We start from the raw sequence: 16,819 nt of genomic DNA, 5'->3' as shown, positions 1-16,819 counted from the left end.
CTGAAATAACGCAAAAACCGCCCAAATGAGGGCGGTTCTGCTTATCGTTTAGAGTCAGTTAAGCGATACACCCAGTGCCTTTGCGATTGCTTCTCCATAAGCCGGGTCGGCCTTGTAGAAGTGCTGCAATTGACGCTGGACCACATCGCTGGAAACGCTAGCCATCGCACCGGCAATGTTATTGGTCAGCAGGGCTTTCTGCTCATCATTCATCAAGCGGAACAGCGCGCCCGCATGGCTGTAGTAGTCCGTATCTTCGCGGTGATCGTAACGATCAGCAGCGCCGCTCAGGGCCAGTGCCGGCTCTGCGTACTGCGGGGCTTGCTTGGGCGCATCGGCATAGCTGTTTGGCTCGTAGTTGGGAGCCGCACCGCCATTACTGCCGAAGGCCATAGAACCGTCACGCTGGTAACTGTTAACCGGGTTGCGCGGCGCGTTTACGGGCAGTTGCTGGTGGTTAGTGCCGACACGGTAGCGGTGGGCATCTGCGTAGGCAAACACTCGACCTTGCAACATACGATCGGGTGACAGGCCAACGCCTGGAACCATGTTGCTCGGACCAAATGCAGCCTGCTCCACTTCAGCGAAGTAGTTCTGCGGATTACGGTTGAGCTCAAGCTCGCCCACTTCGATCAGCGGGAACTCTTTTTGCGACCAGGTCTTGGTCACGTCAAACGGGTTCTCATAATGAGCGTTTGCTTGAGCCTCAGTCATGATCTGGATGCAGACGCGCCATTTCGGAAAATCACCGCGCTCGATAGCACCAAACAGATCACGCTGGGCATAGTCAGGGTCGGTACCCGCCAGGCGTGCAGCCTCGGCCGGGGCCAGGTTCTTGATGCCTTGCTTGGTCTTGTAGTGCCACTTCACCCAGTGACGTTCGCCCTTGGCGTTGATCAGACTGTACGTGTGACTGCCGAAGCCGTGCATGTGGCGATAGCCGTCTGGAATGCCACGGTCCGAAAACAGAATGGTGACCTGATGCAGCGCCTCTGGAGAGTGCGACCAGAAGTCCCACATCATCTGCGCGCTTTTCAGGTTGCTCTGCGGCAGGCGTTTCTGGGTGTGGATAAAGTCCGGGAATTTCAGCGGATCCCGGATGAAGAACACAGGGGTGTTGTTGCCCACGATGTCCCAGTTGCCCTCTTCGGTATAGAACTTAAGGGCAAAACCACGTGGATCACGCTCAGTGTCAGCAGACCCGCGCTCACCACCCACAGTGGAGAATCGCAGGAATGTAGGCGTTTGCTTGCCAACAGATTCGAACAGCTTGGCACTGGTGTACTGGGTGATGTCTTGGGTAACGGTGAACGTACCGTAGGCACCCGATCCTTTGGCATGCACGCGCCGCTCAGGAATGTTTTCACGGTTGAAGTGAGCGAGCTTCTCGATCAGATGGAAATCGTCGAGCAACAACGGGCCACGAGGGCCTGCGGAACGGGAGTTCTGGTTATCCGCAACAGGAGCCCCGCTGGCGGTGGTAAGGACTTTATTCTGGCTCATGCGCAATCTTCCTCAGGTCGGACTTTGAACTGCCGGCTAAGCGGCTTGGAGGGAGTATTGATCATCAACACTACGCCTACAAATTCATTAAATCGTATGCGTCGATAGAAAATAACTAACAAGACTCCGCTCGCTATAGTGCAGCGCACTGTCTATGGAAGCTTGTATAAGTTGCGCTTTTGTTACGCGCACAAAAAACCGGGCGCGAGGCCCGGTTTTTTGTTGCAGCTTGTCGTCTTACTCGGCGCTTACAGCTTCGCCGGCAGTAGCACGATCAACCAACTCGACGTACGCCATAGGCGCGTTGTCGCCAGCGCGGAAACCGCACTTGAGGATGCGCAGGTAGCCACCCTCACGGGTAGCGTAACGCTTGCCCAGGTCGTTGAAGAGCTTACCAACGATAGCTTTCGAACGAGTACGGTCGAAAGCCAGACGGCGGTTAGCCAGGCTGTCTGTCTTGGCCAAAGTGATCAGCGGCTCAGCAACGCGACGCAGTTCTTTAGCTTTCGGCAGTGTAGTTTTGATCAGCTCGTGCTCGAACAGCGACACCGCCATGTTTTGGAACATGGCCTTGCGGTGCGAGCTGGTACGGCTCAGGTGACGACCACTTTTACGATGACGCATGGTTCATTCCTTACCAAACTCACGTTCGGTGATTACGACGATCAGGCAGTCGCCTTGTCGTCCTTCTTAAGACTTGCAGGCGGCCAGTTGTCGAGGCGCATGCCGAGGGACAGACCGCGGGAGGCCAGAACGTCCTTGATTTCAGTCAAGGATTTCTTGCCCAGGTTCGGAGTCTTCAACAGTTCTACTTCGGTACGCTGAATCAGGTCGCCGATGTAGTAAATGTTTTCCGCCTTAAGGCAGTTAGCCGAACGTACAGTCAGTTCCAGATCGTCAACCGGGCGAAGCAGGATCGGATCGATCTCGTCTTCCTGCTCGATTACCACTGGTTCGCTGTCACCTTTGAGGTCGACGAACGCAGCCAACTGCTGTTGCAGAATGGTTGCAGCGCGGCGGATAGCCTCTTCAGGATCCAGGGTACCGTTGGTTTCCAGATCAATAACCAGCTTGTCCAGGTTAGTACGCTGCTCGACACGGGCGTTTTCCACCACGTATGCGATACGGCGAACCGGGCTGAACGAAGAGTCAAGCTGCAAGCGACCAATGCTGCGGCTTTCGTCTTCATCGCTCTGACGCGAGTCGGCCGGTTCATAACCACGACCACGAGCTACAGTGAGCTTCATGTTCAGGGCGCCGTTAGACGCCAGGTTAGCGATTACGTGATCGGGGTTAACGATCTCGACATCATGATCCAGCTGAATATCGGCAGCGGTAACCACCCCCGAACCCTTCTTCGACAAGGTCAGCGTAACTTCGTCACGGCCGTGCAGCTTGATAGCCAGACCTTTAAGGTTCAACAGGATTTCAATTACGTCTTCCTGTACACCTTCGATGGCGCTGTACTCGTGGAGCACACCGTCAATCTCGGCCTCGACTACTGCACAGCCGGGCATTGAGGACAACAGGATGCGGCGCAGCGCGTTGCCCAGGGTGTGGCCAAAACCACGCTCGAGAGGCTCGAGAGTAATTTTGGCGCGGGTTGGACTGACAACCTGCACATCAATGTGGCGGGGTGTCAGGAACTCATTTACCGAAATCTGCATGGATGCACCTATTTTCTAGCCCTTACTTGGAGTAGAGCTCGACAATCAGGCTTTCGTTGATGTCGGCGGACAGATCACTGCGAGCAGGAACGTTCTTGAAAACGCCCGACTTCTTCTCAGTGTCTACTTCTACCCATTCTACGCGGCCACGTTGGGCACACAGATCGAGAGCTTGGACAATGCGAAGTTGGTTTTTAGCTTTCTCGCGAACTGCGACCACGTCACCAGCACGAACCTGGTAAGACGGAACGTTTACGGTCTGACCGTTAACGCTGATCGACTTGTGCGATACCAGCTGACGGGATTCGGCACGAGTCGAACCAAAGCCCATACGGTATACAACGTTGTCCAGACGGCATTCGAGCAGTTGCAGCAGGTTTTCACCGGTTGCACCTTTCTTGCCAGCAGCTTCTTTGTAGTAGCCGCTGAACTGACGCTCGAGAACGCCGTAAATACGACGGACCTTCTGCTTTTCACGCAGTTGGGTGCCGTAATCGGACTGGCGACCGCGGCGTTGGCCGTGGATACCAGGTGCTGCTTCAATGTTGCACTTCGATTCGATCGCGCGCACGCCGCTCTTCAGGAAGAGATCGGTGCCTTCGCGACGAGCGAGTTTGCATTTTGGACCAATGTAACGAGCCATTCTTTACAATCTCCTGGATTACACGCGGCGCTTCTTCGGCGGACGGCACCCGTTGTGCGGGATTGGCGTCACGTCGGTGATGCTGGCGATCTTATAGCCACAGCCGTTCAAAGCACGGACAGCAGACTCACGACCTGGACCTGGACCTTTGACGTTAACGTCGAGGTTTTTCAGGCCGTATTCCAGCGCAGCTTGACCAGCACGTTCAGCAGCTACTTGAGCAGCAAACGGGGTGGACTTGCGGGAACCGCGGAAACCCGAACCACCGGAGGTAGCCCAAGAAAGCGCGTTACCTTGACGGTCGGTGATGGTCACGATTGTGTTGTTAAAAGATGCATGGATGTGGGCGATGCCATCAACCACTGTCTTTTTAACTTTTTTACGAGGACGAGCAGCAGGTTTTGCCATGATAATTTTCCTGTCGATTCGCTGGGGCGATTACTTGCGGATCGGCTTACGCGGACCTTTACGGGTACGCGCGTTAGTCTTGGTACGCTGACCGCGTACTGGAAGACCACGACGATGACGCAGACCGCGATAGCAACCGAGGTCCATCAAACGCTTGATTTTCATGTTGATTTCGCGACGCAGGTCACCTTCAGTGGTGAACTTCGCCACTTCGCCACGCAGCTGTTCAATCTGCTCGTCGCTCAGATCCTTGATCTTAGCGGCTGGGTTTACCCCAGCAACTGCGCAAATTTTCTGCGCAGTAGTGCGACCAACACCATAGATGTAGGTCAGCGAGATAACAGTGTGCTTGTTATCTGGAATGTTAACGCCTGCAATACGGGCCATTCAGTGGGACTCCAATTGACAGCTACCTACGCCCCGGAAGCCAAGAAATAGGGCGCGAGATAATATCGCTGTAATAACAAATAATCAACCCGGCAGCGCACTAGCTGCCGGGCTTCAAGCGGATCACACTCAGCCTTGGCGCTGTTTGTGACGCGGTTCCGCGCTGCAAATTACTCGAACAACACCTTCGCGGCGAATAATCTTGCAGTTACGGCACAGCTTTTTCACCGATGCACGAACTTTCATCACCAACTCCTCGAACCTTATGGGGTACTCAGCGCAACATGCCGCTGCCGTAGCCCTTCAGGTTGGCTTTCTTCATCAGGGATTCGTACTGGTGCGAAACGAGGTGCGATTGTACTTGGGACATGAAGTCCATCACAACCACGACCACGATCAGCAACGAGGTCCCGCCAAGGTAGAACGGAACGTTTGCTGCAACCACCAGGAACTGGGGCAACAGACACACGGCCGTCATATATAGAGCACCGAACAGGGTCAAACGAGTCAGAACGCCATCAATGTAGCGTGCCGACTGCTCACCTGGACGGATACCCGGAATAAAGGCACCGGACTTCTTCAGGTTTTCCGCTACGTCTTTCGGATTGAACATCAACGCCGTATAGAAGAAGCAGAAGAAAATAATCCCTGCACTAAACAGCAGAATATTCAACGGCTGACCAGGAGCGATCGACTGAGAGAGGTCCTGCAGCCAGCCCATATTTTCAGACTGACCAAACCAGGTACCCAACGAAGCCGGAAACAGCAAGATGCTGCTCGCGAAAATTGCCGGAATAACACCGGCCATATTCACTTTCAGCGGCAAGTGGCTGGTCTGCGCAGCAAAAACCTTACGGCCCTGCTGACGCTTGGCGTAGTGAACAGCAATACGACGCTGGCCACGCTCAATGAACACCACAAAACCGATAATCGCTACTGCCAGCAAACCGATAGCAACCAGGGCGAAGATATTGATATCACCCTGACGCGCAGACTCGAAAGACTGCCCGATTGCTCTCGGAAGACCGGCGACGATACCTGCGAAAATCAACATCGAGATACCGTTACCAACACCACGCTCAGTAATCTGTTCACCCAGCCACATCATGAACATCGCACCAGCCACAAACGTGGATACCGCGACGAAATGGAAGCCAAAGTCACCAGTGAACGCAACGCCCTGCCCTGCCAGGCCAACGGACATGCCGATAGCTTGAACCAGGGCGAGGACTACAGTGCCGTAGCGGGTGTACTGGCTAATCTTGCGACGGCCAGCTTCACCTTCCTTCTTCAACTGCTCCAGCTGCGGGCTGACGGCTGTCATCAGTTGCATGATGATCGACGCCGAAATGTACGGCATGATCCCCAGTGCAAAGATGCTCATCCGCTCCAGCGCACCGCCGGAAAACATGTTGAACAAGCTAAGAATGGTCCCCTCATTCTGTCGAAACAGGTCTGCGAGTCGGTCCGGGTTGATACCTGGAACCGGGATGTGTGCGCCTATTCGGTAGACGATAATCGCCAGGAACAGAAAACGCAGACGAGCCCAAAGTTCAGACATACCGCCTTTGCCGAGCGCTGAGAGAGCACCTTGCTTAGCCATTTATTCCTCGAACTTGCCGCCAGCTGCTTCGATAGCCGAACGCGCACCTTTGGTGGCGCCGATTCCCTTGCCGATAGTGACAGCGCGAGTCACTTCACCGGACAGCATGATTTTCACACGCTGTACGTTGACGTTGATCACGTTGGCATCTTTCAGGGTCTGCACAGTAACGATGTCGCCTTCCACTTTAGCCAGCTCGGACAGACGCACTTCTGCGCGGTCCATGGCTTTCAGGGATACGAAACCGAACTTAGGCAGGCGACGATGCAGCGGCTGTTGACCGCCTTCAAAGCCTGGAGCGATGGTGCCACCGGAGCGGGAGGTTTGACCTTTGTGGCCACGGCCACCAGTCTTACCCAAACCGCTACCGATACCACGGCCCGGACGATGCTTTTCGCGACGGGAACCCGGCGCTGGACTCAGATCATTGAGTTTCATCGATTAACCCTCTACACGCAGCATGTAGTAAGCCTTGTTGATCATCCCGCGATTCTCGGGAGTATCCTGGACTTCTACAGTGTGACCGATGCGACGCAGACCCAAACCTTTAACACACAGTTTGTGGTTAGGGATGCGGCCGGTCATGCTTTTGATCAGCGTTACTTTAACGGTAGCCATGATCAGAAGATCTCCTTGACAGTCAGACCACGCTTGGCAGCGATGGACTCAGGAGATTGCATAGCTTTCAGACCCTTGAAAGTGGCGTGAACCACGTTTACCGGGTTAGTCGAGCCGTAGCACTTGGCCAGAACGTTCTGAACGCCAGCAACTTCGAGGACAGCACGCATAGCGCCGCCAGCGATGATACCGGTACCTTCAGAAGCAGGCTGCATGTACACCTTCGAAGCGCCGTGAGCGGACTTCATTGCGTACTGCAGAGTAGTGCCGTTCAGATCAACTTGGATCATGTTGCGACGAGCAGCTTCCATTGCCTTCTGGATCGCGGCAGGCACTTCACGTGACTTGCCACGGCCGAAGCCAACACGCCCTTTACCATCACCCACCACGGTCAACGCGGTGAAAGTGAAGATACGGCCGCCTTTAACGGTTTTGGCTACGCGGTTAACTTGAACCAGCTTCTCAATGTAGCCTTCGTCGCGCTTTTGGTCGTTATTTGACATAACTTAGAACTCCAGCCCAGCTTCACGAGCAGCATCAGCCAGCGCTTTCACGCGACCGTGGTACTTGAAGCCAGAGCGGTCGAAAGCCACTTGCGAGACGCCAGCGGCCTTAGCACGCGTAGCGACCAGCTGGCCAACCTTTGTGGCCGCGTCGATGTTGCCAGTGGCACCATCACGCAGTTCTTTATCCAAAGTCGAGGCGCTTGCCAGGACTTTGTTGCCGTCGGCCGAGATGACCTGGGCGTAGATGTGCTGCGACGAGCGGAACACGCAGAGACGCACGACTTCGAGTTCGTGCATTTTCAGGCGTGCTTTGCGAGCGCGACGCAGTCGAGTAACTTTTTTGTCGGTCATTTGCTATGCCCTACTTCTTCTTGGCTTCTTTACGACGGACGACTTCGTCCGCGTAGCGCACACCTTTGCCTTTGTACGGCTCTGGTGGACGGAAGTCGCGGATCTCAGCGGCCACTTGACCTACCAGCTGCTTGTCGATGCCCTTGATCAGGATATCGGTCTGGCTAGGAGTCTCAGCAGTGATGCCCGCTGGCAGTTCGTAATCCACTGGGTGCGAGAAGCCAAGGGCAAGGTTCAAAACCGTGCCTTTTGCTTGCGCTTTGTAACCAACACCGACCAGCTGGAGCTTGCGCTCGAAGCCTTGGCTTACGCCTTGGACCATGTTGTTTACCAACGCACGCGTGGTACCGGCCATTGCGCGAGTTTGTTGATCGCCATTGCGAGCAGCGAAACGCAGCTCACCAGCTTCTTCAACGATCTCAACGGACGAATGGATGTTCAGTTCAAGAGTACCCTTGGCACCCTTCACCGAAAGCTGTTGGCCTGCGAATTTGACTTCGACACCGGCTGGCAGCTTAACGGGGTTCTTAGCGACGCGAGACATGCTTATCCCCCCTTAGAACACAGTGCAAAGAACTTCGCCGCCGACACCGGCAGCGCGCGCAGCACGATCCGTCATCACACCTTTGTTGGTGGAGACGATAGACACGCCCAGACCGCCACGAACTTTCGGCAGATCTTCAGCGGACTTGTACTGACGCAGGCCTGGACGGCTAACGCGCTTCACTTCCTCGATGACCGAACGGCCTTCGAAGTACTTCAGCTCGATGGACAGCAGTGGTTTGATTTCGCTGCTGATCTGATAACCCGCAATGTAGCCTTCGTCTTTCAGGACTTTGGCAACAGCTACCTTCAACTTGGAAGATGGCATGCTTACGACGGACTTTTCAGCCATCTGGGCATTACGGATACGAGTTAGCATGTCCGCTAACGGGTCCTGCATACTCATGGGCTAGACGCTCCTAATACAAAAAAATTAGCCTTGCGGCTACATATGTCGCCGAGAATCTCCGAGCACAAAAAACACGGGCTCAGGCGAGCCGCGTATTTTAGACACACTCCAGAAATGAAACAAGCCCCAAAAGGGGCTTGATCCAGATTCAAGGTCACCGGCGGTCAGTATCTTGCGATTCCGACCACCTGGACGTTGAAAGTACTTACCAGCTGGCTTTAACCAGACCTGGTACGTCACCACGCATTGCCGCTTCACGCAGTTTGTTACGGCCGAGGCCGAACTTGCGGTAAACGCCGTGTGGACGACCGGTCAGGCGGCAGCGGTTACGCATGCGCGAAGCGCTTGCGTCACGTGGCTGCTTCTGCAGAGCAACTGTAGCTTCCCAACGCGCTTCTGGACTTGCGTTCAGATCAACGATGATTGCTTTCAGTGCTGCACGCTTCTTGGCGTACTTGGCAACCGTGAGCTGACGCTTCAGCTCGCGGTTTTTCATGCTCATCTTGGCCATGGTCCTACTCCAATCAGTTGCGGAACGGGAATTTGAAAGCACGCAACAGGGCGCGACCTTCATCATCGTTCTTGGCAGTGGTGGTCAGGGTGATGTCCAGACCGCGGAGAGCATCGATCTTGTCGTAGTCGATTTCCGGGAAGATGATCTGCTCTTTCACGCCCATGCTGTAGTTACCACGACCATCGAAGGACTTGGCATTCAGGCCGCGGAAGTCGCGGACCCGAGGCAGGGAGATCGACAGCAGACGATCCAGGAATTCGTACATACGCTCACGGCGCAGAGTCACTTTGACGCCGATCGGCCAACCTTCACGGACTTTAAAGCCAGCGATGGATTTCCGAGCGTAAGTCACAACGACTTTTTGACCGGTGATCTTTTCCAGGTCGGCAACAGCGTGCTCGATGACTTTTTTGTCGCCGATCGCTTCGCCCAGACCCATGTTCAGGGTGATTTTGGTGACGCGCGGAACTTCCATCACGTTCCCGAGCTTAAGTTCTTCCTTAAGCTTAGGGGCGATTTCCTTCCGGTAAATCTCTTGTAGTCGTGCCATGGTCTAATCTACCTAGCAGTGTTCAAGCATCAACCGCTTTTTGGGTCGACTTGAAGACACGAATTTTCTTACCGTCTTCTACTTTGAAACCAACGCGGTCAGCCTTGTTGGTTTCGCCATTGAAGATGGCGACGTTAGAAGCGTCCAGCGGAGCTTCTTTCTCGACGATACCGCCCTGCACGCCCGACATCGGGTTAGGCTTGGTATGACGCTTGACCAGGTTCAGACCACCGATAACCAGACGGTTATTAGCGAGAACCTTAAGCACCTTACCGCGCTTACCTTTGTCTTTGCCGGCGATCACGATGATCTCGTCGTCACGACGAATCTTTTGCATGTCGGATCTCCTTACAGCACTTCTGGGGCGAGCGAGACGATCTTCATGAACTTCTCAGTACGAAGTTCACGGGTCACTGGCCCAAAGATACGGGTGCCGATCGGCTCTTGCTTGTTGTTCAGAAGAACAGCAGCGTTGCCATCAAAGCGGATAATGGAGCCATCAGCACGACGTACGCCGTGACGAGTGCGGACTACAACAGCAGTCATCACTTGGCCTTTTTTCACCTTACCGCGAGGAATTGCTTCCTTGACGGTAACTTTGATGATGTCACCGATACCAGCGTAACGACGATGGGAGCCACCCAGCACCTTGATGCACATAACACGGCGAGCGCCGCTGTTATCGGCCACATCGAGCATGGATTGAGTCTGAATCATATAATTTCTCCGACCCCTAGTCCTTAGACTTCCACAGCGCGTTCGAGAACATCAACCAGCGCCCAAGACTTGGTCTTGGCCAGCGGACGAGTTTCACGAATAGTGACTTTGTCGCCGATGTGGCACTGATTGGTTTCGTCGTGCGCGTGCAGCTTAGTCGAACGCTTAACATATTTACCGTAGATCGGGTGCTTAACGCGACGCTCGATCAAAACGGTGATGGTTTTGTCCATCTTGTCGCTGACAACACGGCCAGTCAGCGTACGGACAGTCTTTTCGGCTTCAGCCATGATCACTTACCTGCCTGCTGGTTGAGCACAGTCTTCACGCGAGCGATGTCACGCTTAACTTGCGAGAGCAGATGAGACTGCCCCAACTGGCCAGTTGCTTTCTGCATACGCAGATTGAACTGGTCGCGCAGCAGGCCGAGCAGTTGCTCGTTCAGCTGCTGTGCGGATTTTTCACGAAGTTCATTCGCTTTCATCACATCACCGTCCGTTTAACAAAGGAGGTGGCGAGCGGCAGCTTTGCAGCAGCCAGGGCGAAAGCCTCACGCGCCAGCTCTTCAGAAACACCCTCGATTTCATACAGGACTTTGCCTGGCTGAATCTGGGCAACCCAGTATTCCACGTTACCCTTACCTTTACCCATCCGAACCTCGAGAGGTTTTTTGGAGATCGGCTTGTCCGGGAATACACGGATCCAGATCTTGCCGCCACGTTTTACGTGACGGGTCAGAGCACGACGCGCTGACTCGATCTGACGAGCGGTGAGACGACCACGAGCTACAGACTTCAGCGCGAACTCGCCGAAGCTGACTTTGCTACCGCGCTGAGCCAGACCACGGTTGTGGCCTGTCATCTGCTTGCGGAACTTCGTACGCTTAGGTTGCAACATTTGGCGTACCCCTTACTTAGCAGCTTTTTTACGAGGCGCTGGTGCTTGTGGTTTCAGTTCTTCTTGGCGACCACCAATTACTTCGCCTTTGAAGATCCAAACCTTTACACCGATCACACCGTAAGTGGTGTGAGCTTCGTAGTTGGCATAGTCGATGTCGGCACGCAGGGTGTGCAGTGGCACACGACCTTCGCGATACCATTCAGTACGTGCGATTTCAGCACCGCCGAGACGACCGCTCACTTGGATTTTGATGCCTTTGGCACCAATGCGCATGGCGTTCTGTACGGCGCGCTTCATAGCGCGACGGAACATTACGCGACGCTCCAGCTGCTGAGCTACGCTCTGCGCAACCAGCATACCGTCGAGCTCCGGCTTGCGGATCTCTTCGATATTGATGTGCACAGGCACACCCATTTGCTTGGTCAGGTCCTGACGCAGTTTCTCAACATCTTCACCTTTCTTCCCGATAACGATACCTGGACGAGCGGTGTGGATGGTGATACGTGCAGTTTGGGCCGGACGATGGATATCGATACGGCTTACGGACGCGCTTTTTAGTTTGTCTTGGAGATACTCACGCACCTTCAGATCAGCGAACAAATAGTCCGCATAAGTCCGACCGTCTGCGTACCAGACGGAGGTGTGCTCCTTGACGATTCCCAGGCGAATGCCAATGGGATGTACTTTCTGACCCATCTCTTCGACTCCGTTACTTGTCAGCAACCTTGACAGTGATATGGCAAGACCGCTTGACGATGCGATCAGCACGGCCTTTGGCACGTGGCATGATGCGCTTCAGCGAACGCCCTTCGTTGACGAAAACGGTGCTGACCTTCAGGTCATCAACGTCTGCGCCTTCGTTATGCTCGGCGTTGGCTACGGCCGACTCCAGCACTTTCTTCATGATCTCGGCGGCTTTCTTACTGCTGAAAGCCAACAGGTTGAGCGCTTCGCCCACCTTCTTCCCGCGGATCTGGTCGGCGACCAAGCGGGCTTTCTGGGCGGAGATTCGAGCGCCCGACAACTTAGCGGCTACTTCCATTTCCTAACCCCTTAACGCTTGGCTTTCTTGTCTGCCACGTGCCCACGATAAGTGCGGGTACCGGCAAACTCGCCCAGTTTGTGGCCGACCATGTCTTCGTTAACGAGAACTGGGACGTGTTGACGACCGTTGTGTACTGCGATGGTCAGACCGACCATTTGTGGCAGGATCATCGAACGACGCGACCAGGTCTTAACTGGTTTGCGATCGTTCTTTTCCGCCGCCACTTCGATCTTCTTCAGTAGGTGAAGATCAATAAAAGGACCTTTTTTCAGAGAACGTGGCACTGTCGTATCCCTCTATTTACTTGCGACGACGGACGATCATTTTGTCGGTACGCTTATTACCACGAGTCTTCGCGCCCTTAGTCGGGAAGCCCCATGGCGATACCGGATGACGACCACCAGAGGTACGACCTTCACCACCACCGTGTGGGTGGTCAACCGGGTTCATGGCAACACCACGAACGGTTGGGCGAACGCCACGCCAGCGTTTGGCACCAGCTTTACCCAACGAACGCAGGCTGTGCTCGGAGTTCGAGACTTCGCCCAGGGTCGCACGGCATTCAGCCAGTACTTTACGCATCTCACCAGAACGCAGACGCAGGGTCACGTAGACACCTTCACGAGCGATCAACTGAGCCGAAGCACCAGCGGAACGAGCGATTTGCGCGCCTTTACCTGGCTTCAATTCGATGCCGTGTACGGTGCTACCAACTGGAATGTTACGCAGTTGCAGAGCGTTGCCCGGCTTGATCGGCGCCAGAGCACCTGCGATCAGCTGGTCACCAGCACTCACGCCTTTAGGGGCGATGATGTAGCGACGCTCGCCATCTGCGTACAGCAGCAGAGCGATGTGAGCAGTACGGTTTGGATCGTATTCAATACGCTCGACAGTGGCAGCGATGCCATCTTTGTCGTTGCGACGGAAATCGACCAGACGATAATGCTGCTTATGGCCACCACCGATGTGACGAGTGGTAATGCGACCATTGTTGTTACGACCACCAGACTTCGATTTTTTCTCGAGCAGCGGTGCGTGAGGAGCGCCTTTATGCAGCTCCTGGTTGACCACCTTGACCACAAAACGGCGGCCAGGGGAAGTCGGTTTGCATTTAACGATTGCCATGATGCACCCCTTCCTTACTCAGCACTGCTGCTGAAATCGAGATCTTGGCCTGGCTGAAGGGAGATAACTGCCTTCTTCCAGTCATTACGCTTGCCCAGACCGCGAGCAGTGCGCTTGCTCTTACCCAGAACATTCAGGGTAGTAACACGCTCTACTTTCACGCTGAACAGGCTTTCGACGGCCTTCTTGATTTCCAGCTTGGTTGCGTCAGTTGCAACCTTGAAAACGAACTGGCCTTTCTTGTCAGCCAGAACCGTAGCCTTTTCGGAAACGTGCGGGCCAAGCAGAACTTTAAATACGCGTTCCTGGTTCATCCCAGCAGCTCCTCGAATTTCTTCACGGCCGACACGGTGATCAACACCTTGTCGTATGCGATCAGACTAACTGGATCGGAACCTTGCACGTCACGTACATCAACGTGTGGCAGGTTGCGAGCAGCCAGGTACAGGTTCTGATCAACAGCTTCGGACACGATCAAAACGTCGGTCAGGCTCATGTTGTTCAGTTTGCCCAGCAGATCTTTGGTTTTTGGACTTTCGACAGCGAAGTCCTGAACCACGACCAGACGATCAGTACGCACGAGTTCAGCAAGGATGGAGCGCAGAGCTGCGCGGTACATCTTCTTGTTGAGCTTCTGAGAGTGATCCTGTGGACGAGCTGCGAAAGTGGTACCGCCGCCACGCCAGATTGGGCTACGGATAGTACCGGCACGAGCACGGCCAGTGCCTTTCTGACGCCAAGGGCGCTTACCGCCACCACGTACGTCGGAACGGGTCTTTTGCTGCTTGCTACCTTGACGGCCGCCGGCCATGTAGGCCACGACTGCTTGGTGAACGAGCGTCTCGTTGAATTCGCCGCCAAATGTCAGTTCGGAAACTTCGATCGCTTGAGCGTCATTTACATTTAATTGCATGTCAGCTTCCCCTTAACCGCGAGCCTTGGCCGCTGGACGTACAACCAGGTTGCCGCCAGTAGCGCCAGGAACAGCACCCTTGACCAACAACAGATTGCGTTCAGCGTCGACGCGCACTACTTCGAGGGACTGCACGGTCACGCGCTCAGCGCCCATATGACCGGACATTTTTTTGCCCTTGAATACACGACCAGGAGTCTGGCACTGGCCAATAGAGCCCGGGACGCGGTGGGAAACGGAGTTACCGTGAGTGTTGTCTTGACCACGGAAATTCCAACGCTTGATCGTACCCTGGAAGCCTTTACCTTTGGACTGACCGGTTACATCAACCAGTTGACCAGCGGCGAAGATTTCAGCGTTGATCAGATCGCCAGCCTGGTAGTCGCCGTCTTCAAGACGGAACTCCATAACAGTACGACCAGCTGCAACGTTTGCTTTAGCGAAGTGACCTGCTTGAGCAGCAGTCACGCGCGAAGCACGACGCTCGCCGACAGTGACTTGCACTGCACGATAGCCATCGGTTTCTTCAGTTTTGAACTGGGTGACGCGATTCGGTTCGATCTCAATGACCGTGACCGGAATGGAGACACCTTCTTCGGTGAAAATACGGGTCATACCGCATTTACGACCGACTACACCAATAGTCATGTTGTAAACCTCATGAGTGTACGGGGCTTTCACCCGCTATGGCCGCCCATTTCAGAGCGTTACACGACTAAGACCCAAGTCTTAGCCGAGGCTGATCTGTACTTCCACACCGGCCGCCAGATCGAGCTTCATAAGTGCATCAACGGTTTTATCCGTTGGCTGGACGATGTCCAGTACGCGCTTATGAGTACGGATCTCGTACTGGTCACGCGCGTCTTTGTTGACGTGCGGGGAGACCAGAACGGTGAACCGCTCTTTACGGGTAGGCAGTGGAATTGGACCACGCACTTGAGCACCAGTACGTTTCGCGGTTTCCACGATTTCCTGGGTGGATTGGTCGATCAGGCGATGGTCAAAAGCCTTCAACCTGATACGGATTTGCTGATTTTGCATTGGATTTCAGACTCCGGCTGCTATTCCCACCGGGCGCAATACGCCCGTTAAAAGGAGGCGCAATTCTATAGACGCCCTAGATAGGTGTCAACCCAATAAAAAAGCCCCCGCTAAGCGGGGGCTTTCTCAAAACATCAAAGCTCACTCAAAAGAGAGATTACTCGATGATTTTAGCTACAACGCCAGCACCAACGGTACGGCCGCCTTCACGGATTGCGAAGCGCAGACCGTCTTCCATTGCGATGGTTTTGATCAGGGTAACAGTCATTTGAATGTTGTCACCTGGCATTACCATTTCAACGCCTTCTGGCAATTCGCAGTTACCGGTCACGTCAGTAGTACGGAAGTAGAACTGTGGACGGTAGCCTTTGAAGAACGGAGTATGACGGCCGCCTTCTTCTTTGCTCAGAACATAAACTTCTGCGGTGAACTTGGTGTGCGGCTTGACCGAACCTGGCTTAACCAGAACCTGGCCACGCTCAACGTCGTCACGCTTGGTACCACGCAGCAGAACGCCGCAGTTCTCGCCAGCACGACCTTCGTCGAGCAGCTTGCGGAACATTTCAACACCGGTGCAGGTGGTGACGGTAGTGTCACGCAGACCAACGATTTCCAATGGATCCTGAACGCGAACGATACCGCGCTCGATACGACCAGTCACAACAGTACCGCGACCGGAGATCGAGAATACGTCTTCGATTGGCATCAGGAACGGCTTGTCGGTCAGACGAACTGGTTCTGGGATGTAGCTGTCCAGAGTTTCAACCAGTTTACGAACGGCAGTGGTGCCCATTTCGTTTTCGTCGTTGCCTTCCAGAGCCATACGAGCAGAACCGATGATGATCGGAGTGTCGTCACCTGGGAAGTCGTAAGTGCTCAGCAGATCGCGCACTTCCATCTCAACCAGTTCCAGCAGCTCAGCGTCGTCTACCAGGTCAGCCTTGTTCAGGAAAACCACGATGTACGGAACGCCAACCTGGCGGGACAGCAGGATGTGCTCACGGGTTTGTGGCATCGGACCATCAGCGGCCGAGCAAACCAGGATCGCGCCGTCCATCTGGGCAGCACCAGTGATCATGTTCTTCACATAGTCAGCGTGACCTGGGCAGTCAACGTGAGCGTAGTGACGAATAGTCGAGTTGTACTCAACGTGCGCGGTGTTGATGGTGATACCACGAGCTTTTTCTTCTGGTGCGCTGTCGATCTTGTCGAAGTCAACACGAGCCGAACCGAAAACTTCGGAGCAGACGCGAGTCAGAGCAGCGGTCAGAGTGGTTTTACCGTGGTCAACGTGGCCGATGGTGCCAACGTTTACGTGCGGTAGGGAACGATCAAATTTTTCTTTAGCCACGACAATTAACTCCTTGCCTAAAGGA

General features: G+C 54.5%; 30 protein-coding genes. All 30 read right to left on the bottom strand.

Going from position 1 to position 16,819, the window contains the following annotated elements; genetic code table 11:
* Positions 1-54 precede the first annotated feature (54 nt).
* Positions 55-1,503 carry a catalase gene (locus E4O97_RS03120; protein ID WP_078822462.1) on the bottom strand — a complete coding sequence of 483 codons (1,449 nt, stop codon included), beginning with the start codon at positions 1,501-1,503 and terminating at the stop codon, positions 55-57.
* 237 nt (positions 1,504-1,740) lie between these two features.
* Positions 1,741-2,127 carry a 50S ribosomal protein L17 gene (rplQ, locus tag E4O97_RS03115; RefSeq protein WP_003176402.1) on the bottom strand — a complete coding sequence of 129 codons (387 nt, stop codon included), beginning with the start codon at positions 2,125-2,127 and terminating at the stop codon, positions 1,741-1,743.
* A 41-nt stretch (positions 2,128-2,168) separates the two neighbouring features.
* Complete coding sequence (gene rpoA, locus E4O97_RS03110) at positions 2,169-3,170, bottom strand: DNA-directed RNA polymerase subunit alpha (RefSeq protein WP_003176403.1); 1,002 nt, start codon at positions 3,168-3,170, stop codon at positions 2,169-2,171.
* A gap of 22 nt (positions 3,171-3,192) precedes the next feature.
* The gene (gene rpsD, locus E4O97_RS03105) at positions 3,193-3,813 is read right to left on the bottom strand and encodes a 30S ribosomal protein S4 (protein ID WP_003176404.1); all 621 of its coding nucleotides are present in this window, start codon (positions 3,811-3,813) and stop codon (positions 3,193-3,195) included.
* A gap of 18 nt (positions 3,814-3,831) precedes the next feature.
* Positions 3,832-4,221 (bottom strand): 30S ribosomal protein S11, encoded by a 390-nt coding sequence (gene rpsK / locus E4O97_RS03100; RefSeq protein WP_002555466.1) that lies wholly within the window; start codon positions 4,219-4,221, stop codon positions 3,832-3,834.
* A 30-nt stretch (positions 4,222-4,251) separates the two neighbouring features.
* Entirely contained in the window at positions 4,252-4,608 is a 357-nt protein-coding gene (gene rpsM / locus E4O97_RS03095) for a 30S ribosomal protein S13 (RefSeq protein ID WP_003194635.1), read from the bottom strand.
* A gap of 129 nt (positions 4,609-4,737) precedes the next feature.
* Positions 4,738-4,854: a 50S ribosomal protein L36 gene (rpmJ, locus tag E4O97_RS03090; protein WP_002555468.1), complete on the bottom strand. Its 117-nt coding sequence runs from the start codon at positions 4,852-4,854 to the stop codon at positions 4,738-4,740.
* 28 nt (positions 4,855-4,882) lie between these two features.
* Entirely contained in the window at positions 4,883-6,211 is a 1,329-nt protein-coding gene (secY, locus tag E4O97_RS03085) for a preprotein translocase subunit SecY (protein ID WP_003194637.1), read from the bottom strand.
* Positions 6,212-6,649 carry a 50S ribosomal protein L15 gene (gene rplO, locus E4O97_RS03080; RefSeq protein ID WP_003176407.1) on the bottom strand — a complete coding sequence of 146 codons (438 nt, stop codon included), beginning with the start codon at positions 6,647-6,649 and terminating at the stop codon, positions 6,212-6,214. It lies immediately after the preceding gene.
* A 3-nt stretch (positions 6,650-6,652) separates the two neighbouring features.
* Positions 6,653-6,829 (bottom strand): 50S ribosomal protein L30, encoded by a 177-nt coding sequence (rpmD, locus tag E4O97_RS03075; protein WP_003176408.1) that lies wholly within the window; start codon positions 6,827-6,829, stop codon positions 6,653-6,655.
* A gap of 2 nt (positions 6,830-6,831) precedes the next feature.
* Entirely contained in the window at positions 6,832-7,332 is a 501-nt protein-coding gene (rpsE, locus tag E4O97_RS03070) for a 30S ribosomal protein S5 (protein WP_003176409.1), read from the bottom strand.
* Between the two features lie 3 nt (positions 7,333-7,335).
* The gene (gene rplR / locus E4O97_RS03065) at positions 7,336-7,686 is read right to left on the bottom strand and encodes a 50S ribosomal protein L18 (protein ID WP_003186037.1); all 351 of its coding nucleotides are present in this window, start codon (positions 7,684-7,686) and stop codon (positions 7,336-7,338) included.
* Between the two features lie 10 nt (positions 7,687-7,696).
* Entirely contained in the window at positions 7,697-8,230 is a 534-nt protein-coding gene (gene rplF, locus E4O97_RS03060) for a 50S ribosomal protein L6 (protein ID WP_003194640.1), read from the bottom strand.
* 12 nt (positions 8,231-8,242) lie between these two features.
* Complete coding sequence (gene rpsH / locus E4O97_RS03055; protein WP_003176413.1) at positions 8,243-8,635, bottom strand: 30S ribosomal protein S8; 393 nt, start codon at positions 8,633-8,635, stop codon at positions 8,243-8,245.
* 208 nt (positions 8,636-8,843) lie between these two features.
* Entirely contained in the window at positions 8,844-9,149 is a 306-nt protein-coding gene (gene rpsN / locus E4O97_RS03050; protein WP_003176414.1) for a 30S ribosomal protein S14, read from the bottom strand.
* Positions 9,150-9,162: 13 nt separating this feature from the next.
* On the bottom strand, positions 9,163-9,702 hold the full coding sequence (gene rplE / locus E4O97_RS03045; protein WP_003194642.1) for a 50S ribosomal protein L5: 540 nt from the start codon (positions 9,700-9,702) through the stop codon (positions 9,163-9,165).
* Positions 9,703-9,724: 22 nt separating this feature from the next.
* Entirely contained in the window at positions 9,725-10,039 is a 315-nt protein-coding gene (rplX, locus tag E4O97_RS03040) for a 50S ribosomal protein L24 (protein ID WP_003176416.1), read from the bottom strand.
* Between the two features lie 11 nt (positions 10,040-10,050).
* Positions 10,051-10,419 carry a 50S ribosomal protein L14 gene (rplN, locus tag E4O97_RS03035; RefSeq protein ID WP_002555479.1) on the bottom strand — a complete coding sequence of 123 codons (369 nt, stop codon included), beginning with the start codon at positions 10,417-10,419 and terminating at the stop codon, positions 10,051-10,053.
* A 23-nt stretch (positions 10,420-10,442) separates the two neighbouring features.
* On the bottom strand, positions 10,443-10,709 hold the full coding sequence (gene rpsQ / locus E4O97_RS03030; protein WP_003176419.1) for a 30S ribosomal protein S17: 267 nt from the start codon (positions 10,707-10,709) through the stop codon (positions 10,443-10,445).
* Between the two features lie 2 nt (positions 10,710-10,711).
* Entirely contained in the window at positions 10,712-10,903 is a 192-nt protein-coding gene (gene rpmC, locus E4O97_RS03025; RefSeq protein ID WP_002555481.1) for a 50S ribosomal protein L29, read from the bottom strand.
* On the bottom strand, positions 10,903-11,316 hold the full coding sequence (gene rplP, locus E4O97_RS03020; RefSeq protein ID WP_003176421.1) for a 50S ribosomal protein L16: 414 nt from the start codon (positions 11,314-11,316) through the stop codon (positions 10,903-10,905). Before rplP ends, rpmC begins: the two co-directional genes overlap by 1 nt.
* A 12-nt stretch (positions 11,317-11,328) precedes the next feature.
* The gene (rpsC, locus tag E4O97_RS03015; protein WP_003176422.1) at positions 11,329-12,015 is read right to left on the bottom strand and encodes a 30S ribosomal protein S3; all 687 of its coding nucleotides are present in this window, start codon (positions 12,013-12,015) and stop codon (positions 11,329-11,331) included.
* Positions 12,016-12,028: 13 nt separating this feature from the next.
* On the bottom strand, positions 12,029-12,361 hold the full coding sequence (gene rplV / locus E4O97_RS03010) for a 50S ribosomal protein L22 (protein WP_003103908.1): 333 nt from the start codon (positions 12,359-12,361) through the stop codon (positions 12,029-12,031).
* An 11-nt stretch (positions 12,362-12,372) separates the two neighbouring features.
* Positions 12,373-12,648 (bottom strand): 30S ribosomal protein S19, encoded by a 276-nt coding sequence (rpsS, locus tag E4O97_RS03005; protein WP_002555486.1) that lies wholly within the window; start codon positions 12,646-12,648, stop codon positions 12,373-12,375.
* A 16-nt stretch (positions 12,649-12,664) separates the two neighbouring features.
* Positions 12,665-13,489 carry a 50S ribosomal protein L2 gene (rplB, locus tag E4O97_RS03000; protein WP_003186055.1) on the bottom strand — a complete coding sequence of 275 codons (825 nt, stop codon included), beginning with the start codon at positions 13,487-13,489 and terminating at the stop codon, positions 12,665-12,667.
* Between the two features lie 14 nt (positions 13,490-13,503).
* On the bottom strand, positions 13,504-13,803 hold the full coding sequence (gene rplW, locus E4O97_RS02995) for a 50S ribosomal protein L23 (RefSeq protein WP_002555488.1): 300 nt from the start codon (positions 13,801-13,803) through the stop codon (positions 13,504-13,506).
* Positions 13,800-14,402 carry a 50S ribosomal protein L4 gene (gene rplD / locus E4O97_RS02990; protein ID WP_003176424.1) on the bottom strand — a complete coding sequence of 201 codons (603 nt, stop codon included), beginning with the start codon at positions 14,400-14,402 and terminating at the stop codon, positions 13,800-13,802. Before rplD ends, rplW begins: the two co-directional genes overlap by 4 nt.
* A 12-nt stretch (positions 14,403-14,414) precedes the next feature.
* Complete coding sequence (rplC, locus tag E4O97_RS02985) at positions 14,415-15,050, bottom strand: 50S ribosomal protein L3 (RefSeq protein WP_003194649.1); 636 nt, start codon at positions 15,048-15,050, stop codon at positions 14,415-14,417.
* An 81-nt stretch (positions 15,051-15,131) separates the two neighbouring features.
* Complete coding sequence (rpsJ, locus tag E4O97_RS02980; RefSeq protein ID WP_003186070.1) at positions 15,132-15,443, bottom strand: 30S ribosomal protein S10; 312 nt, start codon at positions 15,441-15,443, stop codon at positions 15,132-15,134.
* 157 nt (positions 15,444-15,600) lie between these two features.
* The gene (tuf, locus tag E4O97_RS02975) at positions 15,601-16,794 is read right to left on the bottom strand and encodes an elongation factor Tu (protein WP_005791980.1); all 1,194 of its coding nucleotides are present in this window, start codon (positions 16,792-16,794) and stop codon (positions 15,601-15,603) included.
* Between the last annotated feature and the right edge of the window lie 25 nt (positions 16,795-16,819).

Source organism: Pseudomonas sp. W15Feb34, assembly GCF_023127765.1.
Taxonomy (GTDB): domain Bacteria; phylum Pseudomonadota; class Gammaproteobacteria; order Pseudomonadales; family Pseudomonadaceae; genus Aquipseudomonas; species Aquipseudomonas synxantha_A.
Note: the sequence above shows the minus strand (reverse complement) of the source record. Positions and strands in the feature narration are given on the sequence as shown.